The sequence below is a fragment of the Propionivibrio pelophilus DSM 12018 genome, from assembly GCF_059569095.1.
In genome coordinates, this window is the sequence record NZ_JCANUT010000035.1 from 17,302 (window position 1) to 40,452 (window position 23,151).

Sequence of the window (23,151 nt, forward strand, 5' to 3'; positions counted from 1 at the left end):
ATCTTACGTTTCATAGAAGGAATGTGATGAAGCAGTCGTACCCCAAGGCCACAGCTCCGCTGCTGATTGCGCTCGGCGCGCTCTGCTGCGCCGTATCGGCGCAGGCCACAACCAATCTGGTCCTCGGCCACGGCAATTCACCGAACAACCCCAAATCGCAAGCGGCCGCAAAGTTCGCCGAAATCGTGAAGGAGAAAAGCGCCGGACAGATCACGATCACGATCAACGGAGCGGCCCAGCTGGGCGACGACCTGGCGATGGTGACGGCGATGGCACGTGGAACGCTCGACCTGGGCGTGAACTCGCAGGGCACCGTGGCCACCATGGTTCCTGCGCTCTCGGCGCTCGGACTGCCCTACGCTTTTTCTACCTCGGCCAAGGCATGGGAAGTACTCGACGGCCCCGTGGGGGAAGACCTGGCGGAGAAACTGCACGCCAAGGATCTGATCCTGCTCGGCTGGATGGACAACGGGATCCGGCAGATCACCAACAACAAGCGGCCGATCACCAAGCCCGACGATCTCAAGGGACTGAAAATCCGCACGACGCCCGACAAGTCGATCATGGACATCATGACGGCCCTGGGCGCGATGCCGGCGCCGATGAACTTCAGCAACGTTTACGAGGCGCTGAAGAGTGGTTTCGTCGACGGCCAGGACAACCCGCTGGCCAACATCCATTCGGCCAAGCTGCATGAAGTGCAGAAATACATCTCGATCACCAACCACAACTACAGCGTGGCGCCGTTCCTGATGAGCCGCAAGAGCTGGGAACAACTCTCCTCCGACCAGCGCAAGCTGCTCAAGGAGGCCGCCGGCGAGGCGACTGCCTTTCAGCGCAAGCTGATGGCCGATTCGGACGCCAGACTGCTGGCCGAGTACGAAAAGATGCCATCGGTGCAGGTGGTCAAGGCCGACCAGGCCGCCTTCAAGGCGGCGACCCGGAAGGTCTGGGATAGCTGGGAACTGAAGCCTTTCGGCGATTTCGTCAAGAAACTGCGCGCCGCGGCGAACTGAGCACGGCGTTTTTCCCGGGCTCCGTCAGATGCCGGAGCCCCCTTCTTCCAGCGGCACGGCCGGCACGTTGAACACCTTCACCTGCCTCGGCTTCAGCCAAACCTGCTGCCCGCGCGCCAGGTTCAGCGCATTCGCCCGCTCGCGCGTCAGCTCCGCCTCGACGAGTTCCGAGGCATGCGCCAGTTCGACCCGCACCATCGGCCCGATCGCGTGCACTTCCTGTACCGTCGCCTCGATGCCGCCGCTCATCGGCGCATGTTCGATGTCGATATCGTGCGGACGCACAAAGGCCAGCGCCTGGCCGCGCTCGCCCGACGACGACTCCGCCAACTCCACTGACTCGCGGCCGACTTCCGCCCACGCGCCGTGCAAGCGGCTGTGGAAGACGTTCACGTTGCCGAGAAACTGGTAGACGAACGGCGAGGCGGGGTTTGAATACACGTCGTCGGGCGTGCCGATCTGCTCGATCTTGCCGTGGTTCATCACCACCACCCGGTCGGCCACTTCCAGTGCTTCCTCCTGGTCGTGCGTGACGAAGACGCTGGAAATGTGCATTTCGTCGTGCAGCCGGCGCAGCCAGCGGCGCAACTCCTTGCGCACCTTGGTGTCGAGCGCGCCGAACGGCTCGTCGAGCAAAAGGACTTTCGGCTCGACGGCCAGGGCACGGGCCAGCGCAATGCGCTGCCGCTGCCCGCCGGAGAGCTGCGACGGATAGCGGTCGGCCAGCCAGTCGAGTTGGACGAGCTTGAGCAGATCAAGCACGCGGCGGCGGATTTCTGCCTCCGGCGGCCGCTCGTGCTTCGGCTTGACGCGCAGGCCGAAGGCCACATTCTCGAACACCGACATGTGCCGGAACAGCGCGTAGTGCTGGAAGACGAAGCCGACCCCGCGGTCGCGGGCGTGCAGGTGCGTCGCCTCCTCGCCGCCGAAGCTCACGTGGCCGGCATCCGCCGTTTCCATGCCGGCGATGATTCGCAGCAACGTCGTCTTGCCGCAGCCCGAGGGGCCCAGCAGGGCGACCAGTTCACCGGTCGGGATGGTCAGATTGATGTCGTCGAGCGCGACGAAATTGCCGAAGCGCTTGCCAACGCCGTTGATTTCTATGCTCATGTCCTTGCTCCATTTACTCCGTTTTTTCCGGCGGCAGCGCCGTGTCCAGCATTTCTGTTTCCTGGCGCATCTTCCATTCGACCAGTGTCTTGGCCACCAGCGTCACCAGCGCCAGCAGGGCGAGGACCGACGCAGCGGCAAAGGCGCCGATCGCGTTGTACTCGTTGTAAACAATCTCCACGTAAAGCGGCAGCGTGTTCGTCTCGCCACGGATGTGCCCGGAAACCACCGACACCGCACCGAACTCGCCCATCGCCCGGGCGTTCGCCAGGATCACCCCGTAGAGCAAGCCCCACTTGATGTTCGGCAGGGTGACGCGAAAGAACATCTGCCAACCCGACGCGCCCAGCGACACGGCGGCCTCCTCCTCGTCCTTGCCCTGCGCCTGCATCAGCGGGATCAATTCACGGGCGACGAACGGGAAGGTGATGAACAGCGTCACGATGATCATCCCCGGCAAGGCGAAGACGATCTTGATATCGTGCGCGGACAGCCACGGGCCGAACACGCCCTGCGCGCCGAAGATCAGCAGGAAGACCAGGCCGACGACCACCGGCGACACTGCGAACGGCAGGTCGATCAGCGTGATCAGCAGACTCTTGCCGCGAAAGTCGAACTTGGCGATCGCCCACGCCGCGGCAACCCCCACCGCTATGTTGAACGGCAGAACGATGACCGCGATGAAGAGGGTCAGCCCGATCGCTGACAAGGCCTCGGGATGACTCAGCGCTTCGCGGTAGGCACCCCAGCCGCCCGACAACGCCTCGGCGAATACCGACACCAGCGGCAAGGCCAAAAAGAAGAACAGGAAACCCAGACCGAGAACCGTCAGCGTCACGCGCAACCAGCGCGGCTCGGCGTTGGCCCGGCGCACGATCGTCCCGCTCACAGGCTCACCCTTTCCTTTCCGTGGTGGCGGTTAGCCGCCCACCACTGCAATCCATTGACCGCCAGCAGAAGGACAAAGGAAATTATCAGCATCACCGAGGCCAGCGCGGTCGCCCCGACCACGTCGTACTGCTCCAGCTTCGAGATGATCAAGAGCGGCGTGATTTCCGAGATCAGCGGCATGTTGCCGGCAATGAAGATGACCGAGCCGTACTCACCGACGGCACGGGAAAAGGCCAGGGTGAAGCCGGTCAGCAGAGCCGGAAAGATGCCCGGCAGCAACACCCGCCAGAAGGTCTGCAGGCGCGAGGCGCCGAGCGTCGCGGCGGCCTCTTCGATCTCCGGTTCGATGTCCTCGATCACCGGCTGCAAGGTACGCACGACGAACGGCAGGCCGATGAAGGTCAGCGCGACGACGATACCGAGCGGAGTGAAAGCGATCTGCAACCCGAGCGGCTCGAGGAAGCGCCCGATCCAGCCGTTGCCCGCGTACAGCGTCGCCAGCGTGATGCCGGCCACCGCCGTGGGCAGGGCGAACGGCAGGTCGACCAGCGAATCGACCAGTCGCTTGCCCGGGAACGGGTAGCGAACCAGCACCCAGGCCACGATCAGACCGAAGAACGCGTTGATCAGTGCGGCCACCAGCGACGCGCCGAAGGTCACCCGGTAGGCAGCCAGCGCCCGTTCGCCGGTCGCCACGTTCCAGAACTGCTCGAAGCTCAGCGAGCTGGCCTTGAAGGCCAGTCCGGACAACGGCAGCAGGATCAGCAGCGACAGATAGACCAGCGTAAAGCCTAGCGAGAGGCCGAAGCCGGGAAGCACGCGTTTCATGGTCGGTCTCTCCGAACTGTCCGCTTACTTGGACTGGTAGATCTGGTCAAACGAACCGCCATCCTTGAAGTGGGCCGGGAAGGCCTTGCTCCAGCCACCGAACACCTCGTCCACCGTGAAGGTGTTGATCGCCGGAAATTGCGCTGCGTATTTCTTCAGCACCTCGGGGTCGCGCGGGCGGAGGTAGTTCTGCGCTGCATTCTCCTGCCCTTCCTTCGACCACAGGTAGTCGAGGTACGCCTGCGCCTGCTTGCGCGTGCCTTTCTTGTCGACCGTCCGCTCGACGATGGCCACCGGAAACTCGGTGAGGATCGACAGCGACGGATGGACCACGTCGAATCCGCCCTTGCCAAACTCCTTGGCGATCAGCTCGGCTTCGGATTCGAAGGACACGAGCACGTCGCCGATCTTGCGCTGCATGAAGGTCGTCGTCGCGTCACGCCCGCCGGAAGCGAACAGCGGCGCGTTTTTCAGCAGCTTGCCGACGAATTCCTGCGCGCTCTTGTCGTTGCCGCCGGGTTGCTTGAGCGCGTAACCCCACGCCGCGAGATAGGAGTAGCGGCCGTTGCCGGTGTTCTTCGGGTGCGGCAGGATCACCTGCACGCCAGACTGCACGAGATCCGACCAGTCCTTCAGCCCCTTCGGATTTCCTTTGCGCACGATGAAGACCATCGTCGAGGTGTAAGGCGAGGCATTAGTCGAAAACTTCTTCGCGTACTCCTTGACCACCAGCCCCTTCTCGGCCAGGAAATCGACGTCGGACGCCTGGTTCATGGTGACCACGTCTGCTTCCAGCCCGTCGGCGACGGCGCGCACCTGCTTGCTCGAGCCGGCATGCGACTGCTTCAGTTCGATGGTCTCGCCACTCTTTTCCTTCCAGTGCTTCTGGAACAGCGGGTTGTAGTCCTTGTAGAAGTCACGGGCGACGTCGTAGGACACGTTGAGCAGGCTGGTCTGCGCGACAGCCGGCGCTGAGCCGACGACGACGACCACGCCGGCCACGACCAAAGCGGAATACAGTTTGCGAAGCGTTACAAACATGGCTATCTCCTTCCAAAGTTCATAAATAACTGCGATGGGCCAGACTATAAGGAGATTATTTAGAACCACAAAGTCTAGTTATTTATTTATTTATTCATAATTGTTATATACGAGAAGCCCTTACGGGTAGAAACAGCACGATCGCTTGTCTATCGTTATCAATAGCGCGTTCGTTTTGTCCGGGGAGGCCTATCCGATGTTCTGGCAATTGCGTCTCGAAAATCTCGCCGCCCGCCTGAGTCTTCACGACATCCCCGTCCGCATCGCCTTGTGGAACGGACAACGGTTCGATCTGGGCCGATCGATCAAAGTGATGATTCACGCCAGAACACCCGCAGGACTGCGCCAACTCGTCCACCCCAGCCTGGACGCGCTCGGCAGCGCCTACGTCGAGGGGCATCTCGACGTCGAAGGCGAACTCGGGGACGTATTCGACGTCGCCGCCGGCCTCGCCCGTCACGCCGTCAAACCGGCCGGACGCTTCGGACGGATCGTGCATACGATCAACCACACGAAGAAACTCGACGCCGATGCCATCGCCTACCACTACGATGTCTCGAACGACTTTTACCGCGCCTGGCTCGACGAGAACATGGTCTATTCCTGCGCCTATTTCAAAGGTTTCGACGACAGCCTGGAACAGGCCCAACTACAAAAGCTCGACCATGTGCTGACCAAGATCCGCCTGCAACCGGGGCAGCACCTGCTCGATATCGGCTGTGGCTGGGGAGCGCTAATCATGCGTGCCGCGCAAAAATACGGTGTGCGCGCCACTGGCATCACGCTCTCCCGCCAGCAGTGCGAACTGGCACAGGAGCGCATCGCCGCCGCCGGTCTTGCCGACCGCTGCGAAGTACACCTCGCCGACTATCGCGACATGAGCGGCAAATTCGACCGCATCACCAGCATCGGCATGTTCGAACACGTCGGCCTGAAGAACCTGCCCGGCTATTTTGCCAAGATCCGCAGCCTGCTCACCGACGACGGCATCGTGCTCAACCACGGCATCACCTCCACCGACCCTGAGTCCGGCCAGGTCGCCTGGGGCGGAGGGGACTTCATCGACCGCTACGTTTTTCCGCACGGCGAATTACCACACATCAGCCTCGCGCTCCGCGAGATGAGCGCCGCCGGACTGGAAGCAACCGATGTGGAAGGGCTGCGCCGGCATTACGCGCTGACACTGAAGCACTGGGCGCAACGCTACGAGCAGGCCTCGGAGAAGATCCGCACGCTGGTTGACGAGCGGCGCTACCGCATCTGGCGCATGTACCTCGCCGGCTGCGCCTACGCCTTCGACCATGCCTGGACCTCGATCTACCAGATCCTCGCGGTCAGGGCCGATCGCCCCGACGTCGGCCGCCTGCCGCTCACACGCGATTACATGTACCGGGAAACCTCCTGAGCATCCGGCAGTCAGAGCGCAGCGAAGTGCGGGATAATCCGCCCCGTTTTACCCACATTGTTGCCTGCTTCCGACATGCCTCCAGCCGAACTCACCGAACTTTTTCACGGACGCCGCTACCACGCCTACAACGAGTGGGTAAAGCGCGAACACGGCGGCCGGCTGCAGAAAGTCTCGATCGACGCCGGGTTCACCTGCCCCAACCGCGACGGCAAGCTCGGGGTCGGCGGTTGCTCCTTCTGCAACAACGACGGCTTCACCCCCAGCTACCTGCGCGAGCAGCGGGACATCGGCAGACAGATCGACACCGGCATCGCCTTCATGCGCCGGCGCTATCCGCAGACGCAACGTTTTCTCGCCTATTTCCAGAGCTACTCAAACACCTACGGCGAACTCGCGCGTCTGCAGGGGCTCTATGAAACCGCGCTGGCGCACCCCGACATTTCCGGGCTGGTCATCGGCACCCGCCCTGACTGTCTGCCGGACGAAACGCTCGACTACCTCGCTGCGCTGTCCCGGCACACGCTGGTCGAACTTGAAATCGGCATCGAATCCTGCTCCGACGTCGTCCTGCGCGAATGCCTGCGCGGCCATGACTTCGCCTGCACGCAAGACGCCATCTGGCGCGCCGCCCAACGCGGCCTGTTCATCACCGGCCACCTGCTGCTCGGCCTGCCGCTCGAAACGCAGGAAAGCCTGATCGACGGCGCCCGCGCCTTGGCGCAATTGCCGGTCGATGCCCTGAAGTTCCACCAGCTGCAGATCATCCGCGGCACGCGTCTGGCCAATCAGTATCGTGCCGATCCGGCCAGCGTACCGCTGCTGAGCCCGGAAGCCTATATCGACACGGTCGTCGACGTCCTCGAACACCTGCCGGGAAACATCAAGATCCAGCGCCTGGGCAGCGAGGTTCCACCCGCGCAGCGCGTGTCCCCGGACTGGGGCATCCGCCTTTCCCGCTTCCCGGAAATGCTCGAAACCCGCCTGCGAGCGCGTGAAACCTGGCAGGGACGCCTTTGCACGAGCGCATAACATGTCGCGCGCACGCCCAGCGGGTGCTACCATTCAAGCAGACAGAAGTTCCCCCGGAATAACGCGACATAATCTGCCGCCATGCCCAAATCACGCAGCAAGTTCGTTCTCCACGCGACGGTCAGGCGTACAGGCGCCGATGACGAAGCATTCGACGACGCCAAGGCCGGACATCCGATCGAACGGCGGCTCAACCGCATAGAACGCGTCGCTGCCGCCTATCGTGGAAGAATCGACCTGCGTTTCGACGACGGGATGCGCGTCACTTTCGAGACCGCGGACAGTGCCCTGCTCGGCGCCTGCGAAATGCAGCACCGCTGCGCTGTACTGCCGCAGGCGTCGCGCCAGAAAATCACCCTGAGCATCGGCATCCACCAAGGCGTGCTCAAGCAACGCTCGAAGGATCCGGCCGACGACACCGGCGAACTCGCGGCCCAGCTCGCGCACGTCGACGACGGCATCCTGATCTCGCAGGCAATGTTCGACGGACTGAACCAGGAACTGAACAAGCTGGCGCGGCTTCTCGGAGAAACGGTGGCCGGACTGGCCGCCCATACGATCGACTGGCGCCGCGAGCTCCCGTCCGGCGCCTACGGCGGCGAATCGTTCTGGCCGACGTCGATGCATTCGCTGCCGACGCCTCCGTACCTGACGTTGCAATTCGGCCTGAAAACACTCGAGATCTCGGAACACCACCCGGTGGCCACCATCGGCCGTGACCCGCAAAGCGACCTCGTTCTCAAGGAAATCCACGTCTCGCGCCATCACTGCCGGATCGAGAGAACCCTGAAGGGAATCGTACTGAACGACCTCAGCACCAACGGCACCATCGTCATTCCGGACAACGGCACGGAGCAGGTACTGAACAGAGGCAGCATGATGCTCACCGGACGCGGCCTGTTATTCCTGGGCCGGCCGTTCAAGGGAGAGCGACGCGGCGGCATACGCTTCGAAGTATCCTGACCGACACGCCCCCCCTCTGAGCCCCCGCCACGGCGCGAACGGCGCCTCCCCGGAGAAGAATGGATGAAGGAAATCGTTGTTGTCGTGCCATTCAGTTCGATGGCGGACATTACCCGCCACGTCATCGCCGAATTCGGCTTCGCCAACGTCGACATCCTCGAAGCCGACCCGGAAAACGTCCTCGAAACGATGCGCGCAGCCATCGACCTGGGCGCCAAGGTGGCCATCTCCCGCGGCGGTTTTTACGAAATGATCAAGGCGGCGTTCGACATCCCGGTCGTCGAGGTCAAGGTCACGGCCTTCGACCTGATCGAGATCTTCAAGGAGGTCAAGCAATCCGGAGAACGCGGCCCGATCAGCGTCATTGGCCACCGCAACGTCATCTATGGCGCGGAGATCATTGCCGAAGTGATGGATCTGCGGGCCGAGTGCGTCCAGACCGTCGACAAGGAAGGCATCGCGCACGAGGTCGAACGGCAGATCCGGCAAGGGGTGCGCACCTTCGTCGGTGACAATAACGTCAAGGCCGCCATCGACAAGCCGAACTGCAAGGTCTTCCTCGTCCATTCCGGCAGCCAGGCCATGCTGACGGCCATCCAGCAGGCCGAAGAAATACTGCTTGCATCCCGTGAGCAGAAAGAAAAGGCGCAACAGTTCGCCACGATCATCGACTTCGTCCACGACGGGATCGTCGCCATCGACACGCTAGGGCGCATTACAGTATTCAACAGCGCGTCCGAAAAGCTGACCGGTTTCAGCAAGCATGACGCGCTGGGCAAGCGGATCAACGAGATCATCCCGGAGACCCGCCTGCTCGGCATTCTCGACACGGAGAAGCAGGTCATCGGCGACATCCAGTGGCTGGACAACCAGACTGTCGTCGCCACCAACCGCGTGCCGGTCATCGTCGACGGCGAGATTCGCGGCGCGGTGGCCACCTACCAGGACATCACCGAAGTCCAGAAGCTGGAGCAGAAGATCCGTATCCGGCTCTCGGAAAAAGGATTCATCGCCCAATACACCTTCGCCGACATCGTGCACCGTAGCCATACGGTTGCCGAGTGCATCCGCAACGCCGCCAAGTTCGCCGACTACGACACCTCGGTGCTGATCTGCGGACCATCAGGCGTCGGCAAGGAGCTGTTCGCCCAAGGCATCCACAACAGCAGCCAGCGCAAGAACTCGCCGTTCGTGGCGATCAACTGCGCCGCGCTGCCGGAAACGCTGATCGAGAGCGAACTGTTCGGCTACGTCGAGGGCTCCTTCACCGGCGCCACGCGCAAGGGCAAACCCGGCCTGTTCGAGATGGCGCACGGCGGCACGATTTTCCTGGACGAGATCAGCGAACTGCCGATCCTGCTGCAGGGGCGGCTGTTGCGCGTCCTGCAGGAAAGGCAGGTGATGCGCCTCGGCGACAACAAGCTGATCCCGGTCGACGTGCGGATCGTCTGCGCGACCAACCGGGATCTGCGCAGCCTGGTCAACCAGAACCAGTTCCGCGGCGACCTTTATTTCCGCATCGCCATCCTCAACCTCTACATCCCGCCACTGAACGAGCGTGCCGACGACATCGAGCTGCTGAGCACGCACTTCGTCGAGGAATTCGGCCAACGCTACCGCAAGGGGCGCATGAGCCTCAGCCCAGAGGCCCTCGATTTCCTTCGCCGTTACGAATTCCGCGGCAACGTGCGTGAATTGCGCGGGATGATCGAGCGCGCGGTGGTTATCTGCGAAGGCCGGAGCATCGGGATCGACGACCTGAATGCCCTGCCACACCCCGCAACGTCGGCAGACAACGATGGCTCGGCCACGCCCTTCCCCGACGGCCTGACGCTGAAGGACATGGAAAGCGAATACATCAGCCACGTGTTCCGCAAGACGCGGGGGTCGATCAAGGAAGCAAGCGCCATCCTCGGCATCGGCCGAACCACGTTGTGGCGGAAAATCCGCGAGATCCGGGCGAACGGAAGCTGATCGACGGCGGCATCCCGCCAACCCGGATCATCCAAGCCCTGCGCTCCGAGGAGCCGGGGCAACGCCCCTTTCCGGGCATTCATTTCGCTGGAGAAGTGGCCTCCTTGGCCTTCTTCGCGGCCTCTTCGGCAATCACCTTCGCTTCTGCGGCCGCCTTTCCGGCCGCTTCCTTGGCTTCTTCAGCCGTTTCCTTGGCCTTGTCAACCACCGCACCGGCAACTTCACCCGCCTTCGCCGCCGCCTCTTTCGTCTTGTCAACCGCCGAACTCGCCACCTCACCAGCCTTCGCCGCCGCCTCTTTACCAACTTCGACAACAGCCTCGCCGCTCTTCACTGCGGCGTCCTTGCTCGCCTCACCGGCAGCCTTGATTGCTTCGCCCGCTTCTTTCGCCGCCGATTCTGCGGCTGAGGGCGGAGACACCTCAGGCGCCTCCTTGCCACAGGAAACGAATAACGGCAGGCAGATCGCGGCAACAACCGCGAAGCGTGGAATGATGTTTTTCATGAGAAACCTCACGTATGAAATGCCTCAGAGAAAGTCGCTGGAGACACGCCCCCTCGACAATGAGGGAACCACAAAAGAAGGCGAATTGCCTTGTTTGATAATAGACATTTGACGATCTGAAATCATTACGATTCCGTAGTTCAGTTCGTACGCGTGGAGAAACCCGTTTCCACATCCGGACTGGAACGATTGTTTCATAACGAAACTCTGTGATTCATAACGAAACTGACCAACCCAAACACCGCGTAACAACGGGACGGCGGCGATACGCCAAGAGCCCCCCGCAGAAATAGACGGACGTCATTCCAGCGGGCGCCGAAACATAAAAAAAACAACATACTGAACACCTTGTTTAGCCGGCACACAGCACAGACAGATCCGCCGCGAATCAACAAGCGGGGAAAATTTCCAGGACTGGCCTGGATATTGCGTTAGTCTCCGCGTTTCAGAAAAACATCAAACAAAAGACGTTGGGGAACATGGGGACAACACCAGACATCTGCTTCGCAGATCGACGCTATCGGGCCACCTCGCGCGACATTCCGGCCGGCACCGAGCCGGCGATGCACGCACCCCACACCACCCCCCGTCCGACATCGCCGGTTGCCTGGCAACCCGCCCGCTTTTTTGCGCACACAAGATAGACAAGAAAGGAGCATTCAATGAGCAAGAAAATCGGATTCATCGGACTCGGCATCATGGGCAAGCCGATGAGCAAGAACCTCATCAAGGCCGGCTACAACCTGACCGTCTGCGACATCAACGCCGCTGCGGTCGCCGAAGTCGTTGCGCTCGGCGCCACGTCCGCGGCCACGCCGAAGGATGTCGCCGCCGTGACCGACATCGTCATCACCATGCTGCCCAACTCGCCGCAGGTGAAGACCGTCGTCCTCGGCCCGAACGGCGTCATCGAAGGCGCCCGCCCTGGTACGTTGGTCGTCGACATGAGCTCGATCGCCCCGCTCGCTGCGCAGGAAGTGGCCAAGGCGCTGGCCGACAAGGGCATCCGCATGCTCGACGCCCCGGTCAGCGGCGGCGAACCGAAAGCCATCGATGCCACCCTGTCGATCATGGTCGGCGGCGACGCGGCGGCTTTCGAGGAAGCCCTGCCGATCCTGAAATGCGTCGGCGCCTCGGCCGTACGCGTCGGCGACATCGGCGCCGGTAACGTCACCAAGCTGGCCAACCAGGTCATCGTCGCGCTGAACATCGCCGCGCTGTCCGAAGCGATGACGCTGGCCACCAAGGCCGGCGTCGATCCGGAGCTGGTGTTCAACGCGATCAAGGGAGGACTGGCCGGCAGCACGGTGATGAACGCCAAGGCGCCGCTGATCATCGACCGCAAGTTCGATCCGGGCTTCCGCATCAATCTGCACATCAAGGATCTGAACAACGCCATCGAAACCGCGCACGACGTCGGCGTACCGTTGCCGCTGACCGCCGGCGTGATGGAGATCATGCAGGCGCTGAAGATCGACGGCTGCGGCGAGAACGACCACGGCGCCCTGGTCAAGTATTACGAGAAGCTGGCCAAGGTCGAGGTCCGGCGGAAGAGTTGAAGCAACACGGCCCGGCGTCAGTTCATCGCGCCGGGCAAGCATCACGATTGTTTGTCGCACCTGAAGTAAAAAATCCCTATAACACGGAGGTTCTACATGCGTCGTTCCATCACCAAGAAGTTGCTCGTCTCCACCCTGGCCGCGTCCGTCTTCGCCACGCTGGCCGGCGTCTCGACACTCGCCAGCGCGGCGACCACGCTGCGCTTCGGCCACGTGCACGTCAATGGCGAACTGGCCGCCGAACTCGAGCAGGAATTCGCCGACCGCGTCAATCAGCGCGCCAAGGGGGAACTGGTCGTCAAGGTGTTCCCGGCCGAACAACTCGGCAAGGAAGTCGACCTGATCCAGCAGGTCAAGTCCGGCGCACTGGACATCACCACGCCGTCGATGGCCGCGCTCTCCAACCTTGTGCCGGCGCTCGAGATCGCCAGCGGCCCCTTCCTCTGGAAAGACTGGGAACAGGCGGAATCGGTTATCCGCGGACCGGCTTTCCAGCCGATCTTCGACGAACTGAAGGACAAACACAACATCCAGATGCTGACCAAGATCTGGTACTGGGGCTGGCGCAACCTGACCACCGGCAAGCAGGCCGTAACCAAACCGGACGACATGGCCGGGATGAAGATCCGCGTGCCGGAATCGCCCGTGTGGGTCGAAATGATCAAGGCCATGGGCGCGGCGCCGACACCGATCCCCTTCGGCGAGGTTTACACCGCGTTGCAGCAGAAGCTCGTCGACGGCCAGGAAAACCCGATCCCGACGATCTACGCGCGCAAGTTCTACGAAGTGCAGGGCCATCTGTCGATGACCAAGCACATGCTGCAGAACAACACGATGATCATCAACAAGCGTTCGCTCGACAAGCTCTCGCCCGAGCTGCAGAAGATCCTGCTTGAAGAAGCTGCCGCGGTGTCCGCAAAGAACACCAAGCTGCAGCAGGAGCAGGAAACCAAGATGCTGGAAGACATCCGCAAGTCCGGCAAGACGGCCATCGTCGACACGCCTGACCGCGCCGCTTTTGCCGCGAAGATGGGACCGGCCTACTCCAACCTCGAAGCACGCTGGGGCAAGGCCAACCTGGAACGCGTGCGCGCCGCCGTCGCAGCCGCGAAGTAAGCAGCCACTGGCCTGACCCCGGACACACGCCGGGGCGAGCCAGCAATCGTATCCAACTGTTGCTTCGGCACGATGAAGCATAAAGAGCTCGTCATACCGGCGAAGGCCGGTATCCAGTATCGGCGAGAAATCGCCAACTGGACCCCGGCCTTCGCCGGGGTGACGACTTCAAACGATACCTCGCCGAATCAATAGAACTCAAAAAACGGGGATGTCCATGCACACTTTTCGCACGATCTTCGGCCGGCTGGACGACGCCGTCAGCGCCGCCGAGGACCTGTTCATCATCGCCCTGCACGGCGGGATCGCCGTGATGGTGATCGCCGCGGTCGTATTGCGCTATGTCTTCAACAATCCGCTGACCTGGGGCGAAGAACTGATCGTCGCCCTGCTTACCTGGATGGTCTTCATCGGAGCCGCCGCGGCGACCCGCTCCCAGATGCACATCCGCATCGACGCGCTGGCTCCGGTTTTCCGCATGCGCCAGTTCAGCTGGCTGAATGTCGTCACCGTGCTGATCGGCCTGGCCATTCTCGTCGTGATGCTCTTCGGCTGCTACGAGCAGGTCCTGCAGGAACTCGTGGTCGACTCGCCGATGATGGGCGTCTCGAAAGCCTGGTTCGTGTCCGCCATGCCGGTCGGCCTGCTGCTGATGCTGGTCCATATCCTGCGCACCTGGATGGACAAGGGCGCAGCCCCCGTCTTCCGTGGCGAAACCGAGACGCTGGTGGAGAAGGAAGGGGGTGTCCAATGACCCTGCTGATCATCTCCTTCGCCCTGTTGCTGGCCATCGGCCTGCCGATCGCTCTCGCGATGATGGGCGCCTCGTTGCTGGTCATCGGCTGGGAAGGCATCCCGCTGTCGGTGGTCGCCCAGCGCGTTGTCACTGGCGTGCAGTCCTTCCCGCTGCTGGCCATCCCGCTGTTCACCCTGGCCGGTTCGCTGATGAACGACTCGGGCATCAGCGAGCGGCTGTTCGGGTTCACCCGTGCCTTCGTCGGCCACATCCGCGGTGGCATGGCCCATACCGCCATCGTCGGCAACATCTTCATGGCGGGCATTTCCGGCTCGTCGGTGGCCGACTGCGCCGCGACCTCACGGGTCTTCGTGCCGCAACTCGCCAAGGCCGGTTACGGCGCCGGGTTCGCCGCCGCTGTCTGTGCCGCCTGTGCAACGCTCGGGCCGATCATCCCGCCGTCGATCCTGATGGTCGTGTATGCCTGGCAGGCCAACATCTCGTTGGGCGACCTGTTCTGGGCTGGCGTCATCCCCGGACTGGCCATGGGCATCTCGCTGCTGCTGGTTACCGCCTACGTCGGCTACAAGCGCCAGTTCCCCAAGGACCACGCCTTTGCCTGGGCGCGCCTCGGCAAAGAATTCCGCAATGCCGCCTGGGCGCTGTTCATGCCGGTACTGATCCTCGGCGGATTCCGCATGGGCGTATTCACCGCGACGGAAATCGCGGGTGTCGCCGCGGCCTATTCGCTGCTGGTCGGCCTGTTCGTCTTCCGCACGCTGAAGCTGTCGCACATCCCGAAAATCCTGCTGCAAACTGCCAAGGAGACCTCGGTCATCCTGATGATCGTCGCCGCCGCTGCGCCGTTCAGCTGGATCCTCGGCATCGAGCAGGCACCGCAGATGCTCACCGACGCGCTGATGCAAGCCACCGACCAGGGCTGGGTCATCCTGCTGCTGCTGAACGTCGCCCTGCTGGTGCTCGGCTGCTTCATGGAAACCATCGCGATCATGATCATCCTGGTGCCGATCCTGATTCCGGTGCTCAATGCCTTCCAGATCGACCTGGTGCACTTCGGCATCGTCCTGCTGGTCAACCTGGTCATCGGGCAACTCACCCCGCCGGTCGGCGTCCTGCTGTTCGTCGCCAGCTCGGTCGGCAAGGTGCGTCTCGGCCTGCTGACGCGCGAGGTCATGCCCTACCTGCTCGTCCTCCTGGGCACGCTCGGCGCCCTGACCTACATCCCCGCGCTGTCCCTCTGGCTGCCGCACGCCCTGAAATAGTCCCGCTTGTTTTTGGAGAGCAAAATGCTGCAAGTAAAAATGACGGAAGCGTTCAAGATGAGCTTCCTGGACGCGCCGGTTCCCGAGATCGGCGACGACGAGGTGCTGATCCAGATGAAGCGGGTCGGCGTCTGCGGCTCGGACATCCAGATCTACCACGGCAAGCACAAATACATGACCTTCCCGGTCGTACAGGGCCACGAAGGCGCCGGCGTGGTCACCAAAGTCGGCAGCAAGGTCAGCGGATTTGATGAAGGCGACAAGGTCACCATCCAGCCGCAGGTCTACTGCGGCGAGTGTGCCCCCTGCCGCAGCGGCCATTACAACGTCTGCAAGAACCTCAAGGTTTACGGCGTGCATACCGGCGGCATGTTTGCGGAGTACTTTGCCGTCCCGGCCTCCAAGGTGTTGCGCCTGCCGGAAAGCATGAGCTTCGATGAAGGCTCGCTGGTCGAACCGACCGCAGTGGCCACCGGCGCGATCCGCCGCTGCGGGGATCTCACCGGCACCAACGTCGTCGTGCTGGGCGCCGGGACGATCGGCAACCTCGTCGCCCAGGTCGCCGTCGCGTCCGGAGCAAAAAAGGTCGTGATCACCGACATCAACCAGAAGCGCCTTGACATCGCCAAGGCCTGCGGCATCCATGCCTGTGTCAACACGAGGGACCGCAAGCTCAAGGACGTCATCCTCGAACAGTTCGGTGACGACGAAGCGGACATCATCATCGACTGCGCCGGCGTCAAGGCGATCTTCAACGAGGCCGTCGCCGCCGCGCGCTGCTCATCGAAGTTGGTGATCGTCGCCAACTACAAGGAGCCGGTCGAAGTCGAGCTGCCGCTGTTCCAGCGCCGTGAAGTCGACATGCTCGGGATCATGATGTACCTGCGCGAAGACTTCCAGCGGGCGATCGACCTGATGACCAGCAAGGCGATCAACACCGCCCCGCTGATCAGCGACCACTTCGGCATCCGCCAGCTGGAAGAGGTTTACCCGTACATCGACAACCACCCCGAGAGCGTCATGAAGGTCGTTATCGACATTAGCTGACACCACTCTCGGCACCACCCGCATTTCGAATCATCGCCCTGGCGACAGGCGCGAGCGGGTGTTCTCGCACCCGCGTTTTGACTGACAAGGAGAAGCAAATGAGTTTGAGCAAGGCAAGAAAGGACTACCTGGAAGGGCTGTGCCAACGGCTCCGGCAGGATCTGATCAAGCTCCTGTACAGCATCCAGACCGGCCACCCGGGCGGCTCGCTGTCCTCGACCGAGATCATGACCACCCTCTACTTCGAGAAGCTGCGCGTCGATCCGAAGAACCCGACGGATCCGAACCGTGACCGCTTCATCCTCGGCAAGGGCCACGCCGCGCCGATGCTCTACCAGATCCTCTCCGAACGCGGCTTCTTCCCGCAGGACGACCTCGCTACCCTGCGCCAGCTCGACAGCCACCTGCAGGGCCACCCCTGCGCCAAGAAAACCAGCGGCGTCGAGCTGTCGACCGGTCCGCTCGGTCTCGGCCTGCCCGCCGGCCTCGGCATGGCCATGGCCGCCCGGCTGGATAACAAGGACTTCCGCACCTATGTGCTGATGGGGGACGGCGAACTGCAGGAAGGCATCGTCTGGGAAGCGGCGATGTCCGCCGCCAAGTTCGCCGCCGACAACCTGCTGGTGATCATCGACAACAACGGCGTGCAGCTCGACGGCACCGTCGCGGAGATCATGCCGATGGGCGACATCGCCGCCAAATGGCAGGCCTTCGGCTGGAACGTGATCGCGATCGACGGCCACTGCGTCGAAGCGGTTTCCGACGCCATCGACCTCGCCGCCACGGTCAAGGGCCAGCCGACGGTGATCGTCGCCAAGACGGTCAAGGGCAAGGGCGTCTCCTTCATGGAAGGCAAGAGCGCCTGGCACGGCAAGCCGATCAGCAAGGATGAATATGTGAATGCAATGAAGGAACTGGGGGTGAATGTATGAGCGCGGTAAAGAAAGCCATCCGTGACGTCTATGGCGACACGCTCGCGCAGTTGGGCCGCGAGAATCCGGACATCGTCGCGCTGGACGCCGACGTCGGCAGTTCGAGCAAGAGCATCGTCTTCGGCAAGGAATTCCCCAAGCGCTACTTCAACGTCGGCGTCGCCGAGGCGAACATGGTCGCCATGGCCGCCGGTCTCGCCACGGCCGGGAAGATTCCCTTCGCCAACACCTTCGCCGCGTTCATGGTATTGCGCGCCGCCGACCCGGTGCGCAGCCTGATCGCCTACACCGGCCTCAACGTCAAGCTGGCCGGCACCTACGCCGGACTGTCCGATTCCTATGATGGCGCCAGCCACCACGCGATCGCCGACATCGCTTTCATGCGCGCGCTGCCGAACATGACCGTCGTTTCTGTTTCCGACCCTGTGGAAGCCGAACTGGCGACGCGAGCCGTGGCGGAGTTCAAGGGGCCGGTCTACCTGCGCCTGAGCCGCGCGGAAGTGCCGGTAGTGCTCGACAAGGCCACCTACAAGTTCGAGATCGGCAAGGGCGTGACGTTGCGCGAAGGCAGCGACCTGACCCTCGTCGCCACTGGCTACATGCTGGTCAAGGCACTGGAAGCCGCCGAGATACTCGCCGACAAGGGCATCAGGGCGCGCGTGGTAAACATCCACACCATCAAGCCGATCGACCGCGACCTGCTGATCGCCTGCGCCAAGGAGACCGGCGCGATCGTTACCGCCGAAGAGCACAACGTCTATGGCGGTCTCGGCAGCGCCGTAGCCGAAGTCCTGAGCCAGAGCTGCCCAGTGCCGATGGAAGTCGTCGGCGTCAACGACACCTTCACCGAGTCCGGCGACTACGAGAAGCTGCTGGCCAAGTACGGCCTGTCGGCGGCCAACATCGTGGCCCACGCCGAGAAGGTGTTGAAGCGCAAAGGCTGATAAAAAAATCGCCCCGGCACAAGGGCCGGAGCGACCGAGGAGTTACCCCGTTGGCAACACGCCGGATTCTCGAATCCGGTTGTGTTGCCTTTTTTCACATCACCGCGCTGATCCGCCAGGGCAGGAACTCGTCGTTGCCGTAACCGAGAATTTCACTGCGTACCTTCTCGCCCGAGGCGTGACGAATGATCGCGTCAAAGATGCGCTGACTGATCTCGGCCATCGGCGTGCCGGTGATCAGGTCGCCGCAATTCACGTCCATGTCGTCGCGCATCCGCTCGTAGAGCATGGTGTTGGTCGCCAGCTTGATCGTCGGCACGCCGGCGCAGCCGAACGCCGAACCGCGCCCAGTGGTGAAGCAGATGATCTGCGCGCCGCCCGCGGCCTGCCCCGTCGCCGATACCGGGTCGTAACCCGGGGTGTCCATGAAGACAAAGCCCTTGGCGTCGATCGGCTCGGCAAAACGGTAGACGCCGTTCAGCGAACTGGTGCCGCCCTTGGCCACCGCACCGAGCGATTTCTCGAGGATCGTCGTCAGCCCGCCGGCCTTGTTGCCGACCGACGGGTTGTTGTCGAGTTCGCCGCCGGTACGCGCGCAATAGTCCTTCCACCAGGCGATGCGGTCGATCAGTTTCTGGGCGATCTCCGGCTTCGCCGCACGCCGGGTCAGCAGATGCTCGGCACCGTAGATTTCCGGTGTTTCGGAGAGCACCGTGGTCGCCCCGTGCGCCACCAGCAGATCGGACGCGCCGCCGAGCGCCGGGTTGGCCGTGATGCCGGAATAGCCGTCGGAGCCGCCGCAGTTGAGGCCGATGATCAGGTTGCCTACGGACGCTTCCTCGCGCCTGTACTGGTTGGCCTTCGGCAGCATACCCTCGACCAGCGCAACGCCCTTCTTGATCGCCGCCGTGGTGCCGCCCTCGACCTGCATGATCACGTGCTCCAGCATCCCCGGTTCGTGCTGGCCAATCATCTCGATCAGCGGCGCGATCTGGTTCTGCTCGCAGCCGAGGCCGACGAACAGCACGCCGGCGAAGTTCGGATGCTTGGCGAAGCCGACCATCGTCCGGCGCAGCATTTCCATGCCTTCGCCGTTCGTATTGATGCCGCAGCCCTCCGGATGCGGCAGGGCGATGACGCCGTCGACGTTGGGAAAGGCTGCCAGCTTTTCGCGGGTGAAGTGGCCGGCGATCGCACGCGTGACGGTGGCAGAACAGTTAACCGACGAAATCACCGCGATGTAGTTGCGCGTACCGACCTTGCCGTTCGGACGCTTGTAGCCCATGAAAGTGGCTGGATTGGCGACCTTCGGCAGCTCGTGCACGTCCTGTCCGATGCCATAGTCGCGCTCGAATTCGCCCATGCCGAGGTTGTGCGCGTGCACGTGCTGCCCGGCGGCGACATCGGCCTTGGCGAAACCGATGATCTGGTTGTAGCGGCGGACCGGGTCGCCCGCCTTCAGGTCGTGCGCGGCGATCTTGTGGCCGGGCGGGATCATGTCCCGCACCGTCACGTTTTCGGCGGCGATCGCCGTGCCCGGCACCAGTTGCTGGGCGGCGATCAGCACGTCGTCGTTGGCGTGCAGGCGGATATACAGGGGTTGGCTCATCGTGGTCTCCTTGCTCGGATATTCGTCACCCCGGCGAAGGCCGGGGTCCAGTTCGTCGATTTTTCTGGATTCCTGCCTGCGCCGGAATGACAAATTTTCAATGGATCAGCACTTTCTTAGAGTTCGCTCATGGCAGTTTTGACACCGACCGCCTTGATCCGTGCCAGCGCGACCGCCGTCTGTTCGGCCAGGCCCGGCACCTTGGTCAGGTCCTCGCCCCACAGGCGCGTGTCGGCGAGCAGCGTCGCGGCGACCTTGGCCATGTCGGTCGCTCCGACCCACGCAGCGTTCATGATCGCCAGAATGTCGGCGTTGTCCTTGATCGGATAGGCGCCCTTCTCGCGCTTGCCCTCGAAATCGCCATTGGCAGCGAACGAACCGTGGTAGAAGTTGAGCACCGCGGCCAGCGAGAACGACAGCCCGGCCGGCGCCGCGCCGTGCTTGGCGGCGAAGTCCTTGACCGTCGGCAGCACGCGCACCGTCCACTTCGACACCGAGTTCAGGGCGATCGAGATCAGCTCGTGGCGGATGTGCGGGTTGGCGAAGCGCTCCATGATCGTCTCGGCGTAGGCCTTGCGCTCGGCGTCAGGCAGCGGCACGAAGGGCACGATTTCCTCGAACATCACCTTGTTCAGGTACCTGGACACCACCGCGTCCTCGGTCATCTCGCGCACCGTGTCCAGGCCGGCGCTGAACGAAGCCAGCGAGCTGGCGGTATGCGCGCCGTTGAGGATGCGCACCTTGCGCGTGCGGTACGGCTGCAGGTCGTCGGTCCACACCACGTCGAGACCGGCCTTGTGCAACGGCAGTTCCTCGGCGAGAGTTTGCGTAACCCCGGCCGGCCCTTCGATGACCCACAGCAGGAACGGTTCTGCGGCGACCATCAGCGGATCCTTGTAGCCAAACTCGGCGTACAGCGCCTCGGCCTCCGCCGCTGGGAAGCCCGGGACGATGCGGTCGACCAGCGTGTTGCAGAAGACGTTGTGGTTCTTCACCCAGGCGACAAACTCGGCCGGCAGCTTCCAGGCTTCGGCAAACTGCAGCACGTATTGCTTCAGCTTCGAGCCGTTGGCCTCGATCAGTTCGCACGGCAGGAAGACCAGGCCCGACTCCGGCGAGCCGCCGAAGGCCTTGAAGCGCGCCAGCAGCAGCGCCGTGACCTTGGCCGGGAAATTGGCCGGGCACTTGCTGTCGACCAGCGGCTCCTCGACGTAGGCGATGCCCGCTTCGGTCGTGTTGGACACCACGAAACGCAGCGCCGGATCCTGAACCGTTTCCAGCATCACATCCCACTGCGCATACGGATTGAGCGTGTCCTTGACGCAGCTGACCAGCCGCTTCGACTGGACTTGCTGGCCGTTCTGCACGCCGCGCAAGAGGACGGTGAAAAGCTGGTCCTGCGCCGTCATCAACTCGGCAACACCGCGCTCGAGCGGCTGCGCCATGATCACTTCGCCGTTCATCAGGCCGGCGCCGTTGGCCACGTCGACCATCCAGTCGACGAAGGCGCGCAGGAAATTGCCGTCGCCGATCTGCAGGATGCGCGTCGGCTTCAGCGACGAGGGGGCGGACGACTCTACGGCAAGTTTGCCTTGGGCCAGATTGGCTCTGTTCAGACTGTTCATTGAAACCTCTCCAGGTGTTTTTCTGTTGCAGGACGGGATGACTGCGGACCGATGGGTCACGGCATCAGCAGGTCACTATCGGCCGTGTCGATTCGCGTGTCCAATACCTATTTAACATCCACATATGCGGCGACCGCATGGCGTCACGATGGCGCTGATTCATTAAAAATTCGTCATTCCGGCGAACGCCGGAATCCAGGAAATTCAACGAACTGGACCCCGGCTTTCGCCGGGGTGACGGTTAGCGTGGTGTTTCTTGAAACGTGCATCAAAGCACGCATGTAACCTTCAGGTACTTGTCCGGATGCTCGGCGATGTCGGCGACGGTTGCCGGCGTTTCGTCCATCGACACGGTCTTGGTCAGCAATGCCTCGACGTTGACCTTACCCTCGGCGATCAGGCGCAGGCTTTCCGGGAACTGGCCAACGCTGTTGCGCGAGCCGCGGATGGTCAGTTCCTTCTTGGTGAACAGCGCCGTCGGCATCGGGATGTCGCTCTTCGGCCAGCCGACCAGCGCGATGTGCCCGGCGTAGGAGACGTAATCCACCGCGCCGCGGATCGCCGGCGCCGCCCCGGAACACTCGATGACCGCCTCGGCCATCCGTCCCTGCGTGATCGACAGGATTTCGGCCACGGCGTCGCTGTTCGCCGGGTTGATCGTGTGTGTGACGCCCAGGCTGCGCGCCAGCGCCAGCCGTTCATCGACCGGATCGACGACGATCGGAATGGCGCCGACCACCAGCGCGTACTGCGCCGCCAACAGGCCGATCTGCCCGGCGCCGGTAATCACCACGTGCTGCCCGGCCTTGACCTCGGCCTGCTTGACCGCGTGCATCGAGATGACCAGCGGCTCGGCCATCGGCACCAGATGCCAGGGTATGCCGGCCGGCACCTTGTGCAGCAGGTGGCGCAGGTGCGAGACGTATTCCGCCATCCCGCCCTCGATATGCACGCCACGCACCGTCAGGTTCTCGCAGCAGTTGGTGTGGCCGATCGAGCACGGGTAGCACTTGCCGCAGTAGACGTACGGCTCGAGGATGACGCGGTCGCCGACCTTGAACTCGTTCTCGTCGGCGCCGACTTCAACGACCTCGCCGGCAATCTCGTGGCCGATGATGCGCGGGTACGAGACCAGCGGATTGACGCCTTTGTACGCGCCAATATCCGAACCGCAGATGCCGGCGCTACGCACCTTGATCAGCACCTGTCCATCGAGGCGCTTGGTCGTCTCGATTTCGCTGATGCCTATTTCTCCGGGTTTCTTGAGCAATACGGTTTTCATGATGGGTTTCTCTCGCAGAAGGAAGGTGCGGCGGTTACAGGTTCGGCAGCCAGGTGGTGACGGCCGGCACGAAGGTCACCAGCAGGAGTGCGACGATCAGCGCGGCATAGAGCGGCAGACTCTCGCGGACGAACTCGCCGACCTTGGTCCCCGTGATTGCGTTGGCGATGAACATCACCGTGCCCATCGGCGGGGTCAGGCAGCCGATCGCCAGGTTCAGGATCATGATGATGCCGAACTGGATCGGGTCAAT

Annotated in this window: 21 protein-coding genes; 12 read left to right on the forward strand and 9 right to left on the reverse strand. The window is 62.7% G+C overall.

Features of this window, described 5'->3' with window-relative positions:
* Window positions 1-26: 26 nt before the first annotated feature.
* Window positions 27-1,016 carry a TRAP transporter substrate-binding protein gene (locus BO74_RS13925; RefSeq protein ID WP_496442979.1) on the forward strand — a complete coding sequence of 330 codons (990 nt, stop codon included), beginning with the start codon at window positions 27-29 and terminating at the stop codon, window positions 1,014-1,016.
* A gap of 24 nt (window positions 1,017-1,040) precedes the next feature.
* Here BO74_RS13925 and BO74_RS13930 read toward each other — a convergent pair whose 3' ends face one another.
* Genes BO74_RS13930 through BO74_RS13945 form a run of 4 tightly spaced genes read right to left on the reverse strand, consistent with a single transcriptional unit; the run spans window position 1,041 to window position 4,886 of the window.
* The gene (locus BO74_RS13930) at window positions 1,041-2,126 is read right to left on the reverse strand and encodes a sulfate/molybdate ABC transporter ATP-binding protein (RefSeq protein WP_496442980.1); all 1,086 of its coding nucleotides are present in this window, start codon (window positions 2,124-2,126) and stop codon (window positions 1,041-1,043) included.
* A 13-nt stretch (window positions 2,127-2,139) separates the two neighbouring features.
* Window positions 2,140-3,015: a sulfate ABC transporter permease subunit CysW gene (cysW, locus tag BO74_RS13935; RefSeq protein WP_496442981.1), complete on the reverse strand. Its 876-nt coding sequence runs from the start codon at window positions 3,013-3,015 to the stop codon at window positions 2,140-2,142.
* Window positions 3,012-3,845, reverse strand: coding sequence for a sulfate ABC transporter permease subunit CysT (gene cysT / locus BO74_RS13940; protein WP_496442982.1), 834 nt, complete (start codon window positions 3,843-3,845; stop codon window positions 3,012-3,014). Before cysT ends, cysW begins: the two co-directional genes overlap by 4 nt.
* A gap of 24 nt (window positions 3,846-3,869) precedes the next feature.
* Window positions 3,870-4,886 (reverse strand): sulfate ABC transporter substrate-binding protein, encoded by a 1,017-nt coding sequence (locus tag BO74_RS13945; RefSeq protein ID WP_496442983.1) that lies wholly within the window; start codon window positions 4,884-4,886, stop codon window positions 3,870-3,872.
* Window positions 4,887-5,082: 196 nt separating this feature from the next.
* Here BO74_RS13945 and BO74_RS13950 point away from each other — a divergent pair, with 196 nt between their 5' ends.
* The 4 genes from BO74_RS13950 (at window position 5,083) to BO74_RS13965 (ending at window position 10,260) form a co-directional block, all read left to right on the forward strand.
* A complete protein-coding gene (locus BO74_RS13950; RefSeq protein WP_496442984.1) occupies window positions 5,083-6,291 on the forward strand; it encodes a class I SAM-dependent methyltransferase in 1,209 nt (402 codons plus the stop codon).
* Between the two features lie 75 nt (window positions 6,292-6,366).
* Entirely contained in the window at window positions 6,367-7,323 is a 957-nt protein-coding gene (gene mnmL / locus BO74_RS13955; protein WP_496442985.1) for a tRNA modification radical SAM protein MnmL/YtqA, read from the forward strand.
* 81 nt (window positions 7,324-7,404) lie between these two features.
* Window positions 7,405-8,286: an FHA domain-containing protein gene (locus BO74_RS13960; RefSeq protein WP_496442986.1), complete on the forward strand. Its 882-nt coding sequence runs from the start codon at window positions 7,405-7,407 to the stop codon at window positions 8,284-8,286.
* Between the two features lie 63 nt (window positions 8,287-8,349).
* Window positions 8,350-10,260, forward strand: coding sequence for a sigma 54-interacting transcriptional regulator (locus BO74_RS13965; RefSeq protein WP_496442987.1), 1,911 nt, complete (start codon window positions 8,350-8,352; stop codon window positions 10,258-10,260).
* Between the two features lie 79 nt (window positions 10,261-10,339).
* On the opposite strand, the gene BO74_RS13970 is transcribed toward BO74_RS13965, so the two are convergent.
* Entirely contained in the window at window positions 10,340-10,765 is a 426-nt protein-coding gene (locus BO74_RS13970; RefSeq protein WP_496442988.1) for a hypothetical protein, read from the reverse strand.
* Between the two features lie 662 nt (window positions 10,766-11,427).
* On the opposite strand from BO74_RS13970, the gene garR reads away from it, so the two are divergent.
* The 7 genes from garR to BO74_RS14005 all read left to right on the forward strand — a co-directional run bounded on the left by garR (window position 11,428) and on the right by BO74_RS14005 (window position 18,382).
* Window positions 11,428-12,324 carry a 2-hydroxy-3-oxopropionate reductase gene (gene garR, locus BO74_RS13975; RefSeq protein ID WP_496442989.1) on the forward strand — a complete coding sequence of 299 codons (897 nt, stop codon included), beginning with the start codon at window positions 11,428-11,430 and terminating at the stop codon, window positions 12,322-12,324.
* Between the two features lie 96 nt (window positions 12,325-12,420).
* Entirely contained in the window at window positions 12,421-13,440 is a 1,020-nt protein-coding gene (locus BO74_RS13980; protein ID WP_496442990.1) for a TRAP transporter substrate-binding protein, read from the forward strand.
* Between the two features lie 217 nt (window positions 13,441-13,657).
* Window positions 13,658-14,194 carry a TRAP transporter small permease gene (locus tag BO74_RS13985; protein WP_496442991.1) on the forward strand — a complete coding sequence of 179 codons (537 nt, stop codon included), beginning with the start codon at window positions 13,658-13,660 and terminating at the stop codon, window positions 14,192-14,194.
* Window positions 14,191-15,459 carry a TRAP transporter large permease gene (locus BO74_RS13990; protein WP_496442992.1) on the forward strand — a complete coding sequence of 423 codons (1,269 nt, stop codon included), beginning with the start codon at window positions 14,191-14,193 and terminating at the stop codon, window positions 15,457-15,459. The genes BO74_RS13985 and BO74_RS13990 overlap by 4 nt, the downstream gene beginning before the upstream one ends.
* Window positions 15,460-15,483: 24 nt before the next feature.
* Complete coding sequence (locus tag BO74_RS13995) at window positions 15,484-16,506, forward strand: zinc-dependent alcohol dehydrogenase (RefSeq protein ID WP_496442993.1); 1,023 nt, start codon at window positions 15,484-15,486, stop codon at window positions 16,504-16,506.
* A 98-nt stretch (window positions 16,507-16,604) separates the two neighbouring features.
* On the forward strand, window positions 16,605-17,438 hold the full coding sequence (locus tag BO74_RS14000) for a transketolase (protein WP_496442994.1): 834 nt from the start codon (window positions 16,605-16,607) through the stop codon (window positions 17,436-17,438).
* Window positions 17,435-18,382, forward strand: coding sequence for a transketolase family protein (locus BO74_RS14005; RefSeq protein WP_496442995.1), 948 nt, complete (start codon window positions 17,435-17,437; stop codon window positions 18,380-18,382). Before BO74_RS14000 ends, BO74_RS14005 begins: the two co-directional genes overlap by 4 nt.
* Window positions 18,383-18,476: 94 nt before the next feature.
* Here BO74_RS14005 and BO74_RS14010 read toward each other — a convergent pair whose 3' ends face one another.
* The 4 genes from BO74_RS14010 to BO74_RS14025 form a co-directional block, all read right to left on the reverse strand.
* Complete coding sequence (locus BO74_RS14010) at window positions 18,477-19,991, reverse strand: UxaA family hydrolase (RefSeq protein ID WP_496442996.1); 1,515 nt, start codon at window positions 19,989-19,991, stop codon at window positions 18,477-18,479.
* A 116-nt stretch (window positions 19,992-20,107) separates the two neighbouring features.
* Window positions 20,108-21,616: a tagaturonate reductase gene (locus tag BO74_RS14015; protein WP_496442997.1), complete on the reverse strand. Its 1,509-nt coding sequence runs from the start codon at window positions 21,614-21,616 to the stop codon at window positions 20,108-20,110.
* Between the two features lie 268 nt (window positions 21,617-21,884).
* A complete protein-coding gene (locus BO74_RS14020) occupies window positions 21,885-22,898 on the reverse strand; it encodes a zinc-binding alcohol dehydrogenase family protein (protein ID WP_496442998.1) in 1,014 nt (337 codons plus the stop codon).
* A gap of 34 nt (window positions 22,899-22,932) precedes the next feature.
* Window positions 22,933-23,151, reverse strand: a 219-nt coding sequence (locus BO74_RS14025) for a TRAP transporter large permease subunit (protein ID WP_496442999.1), incomplete at its 5' end; no start/stop codon positions are given.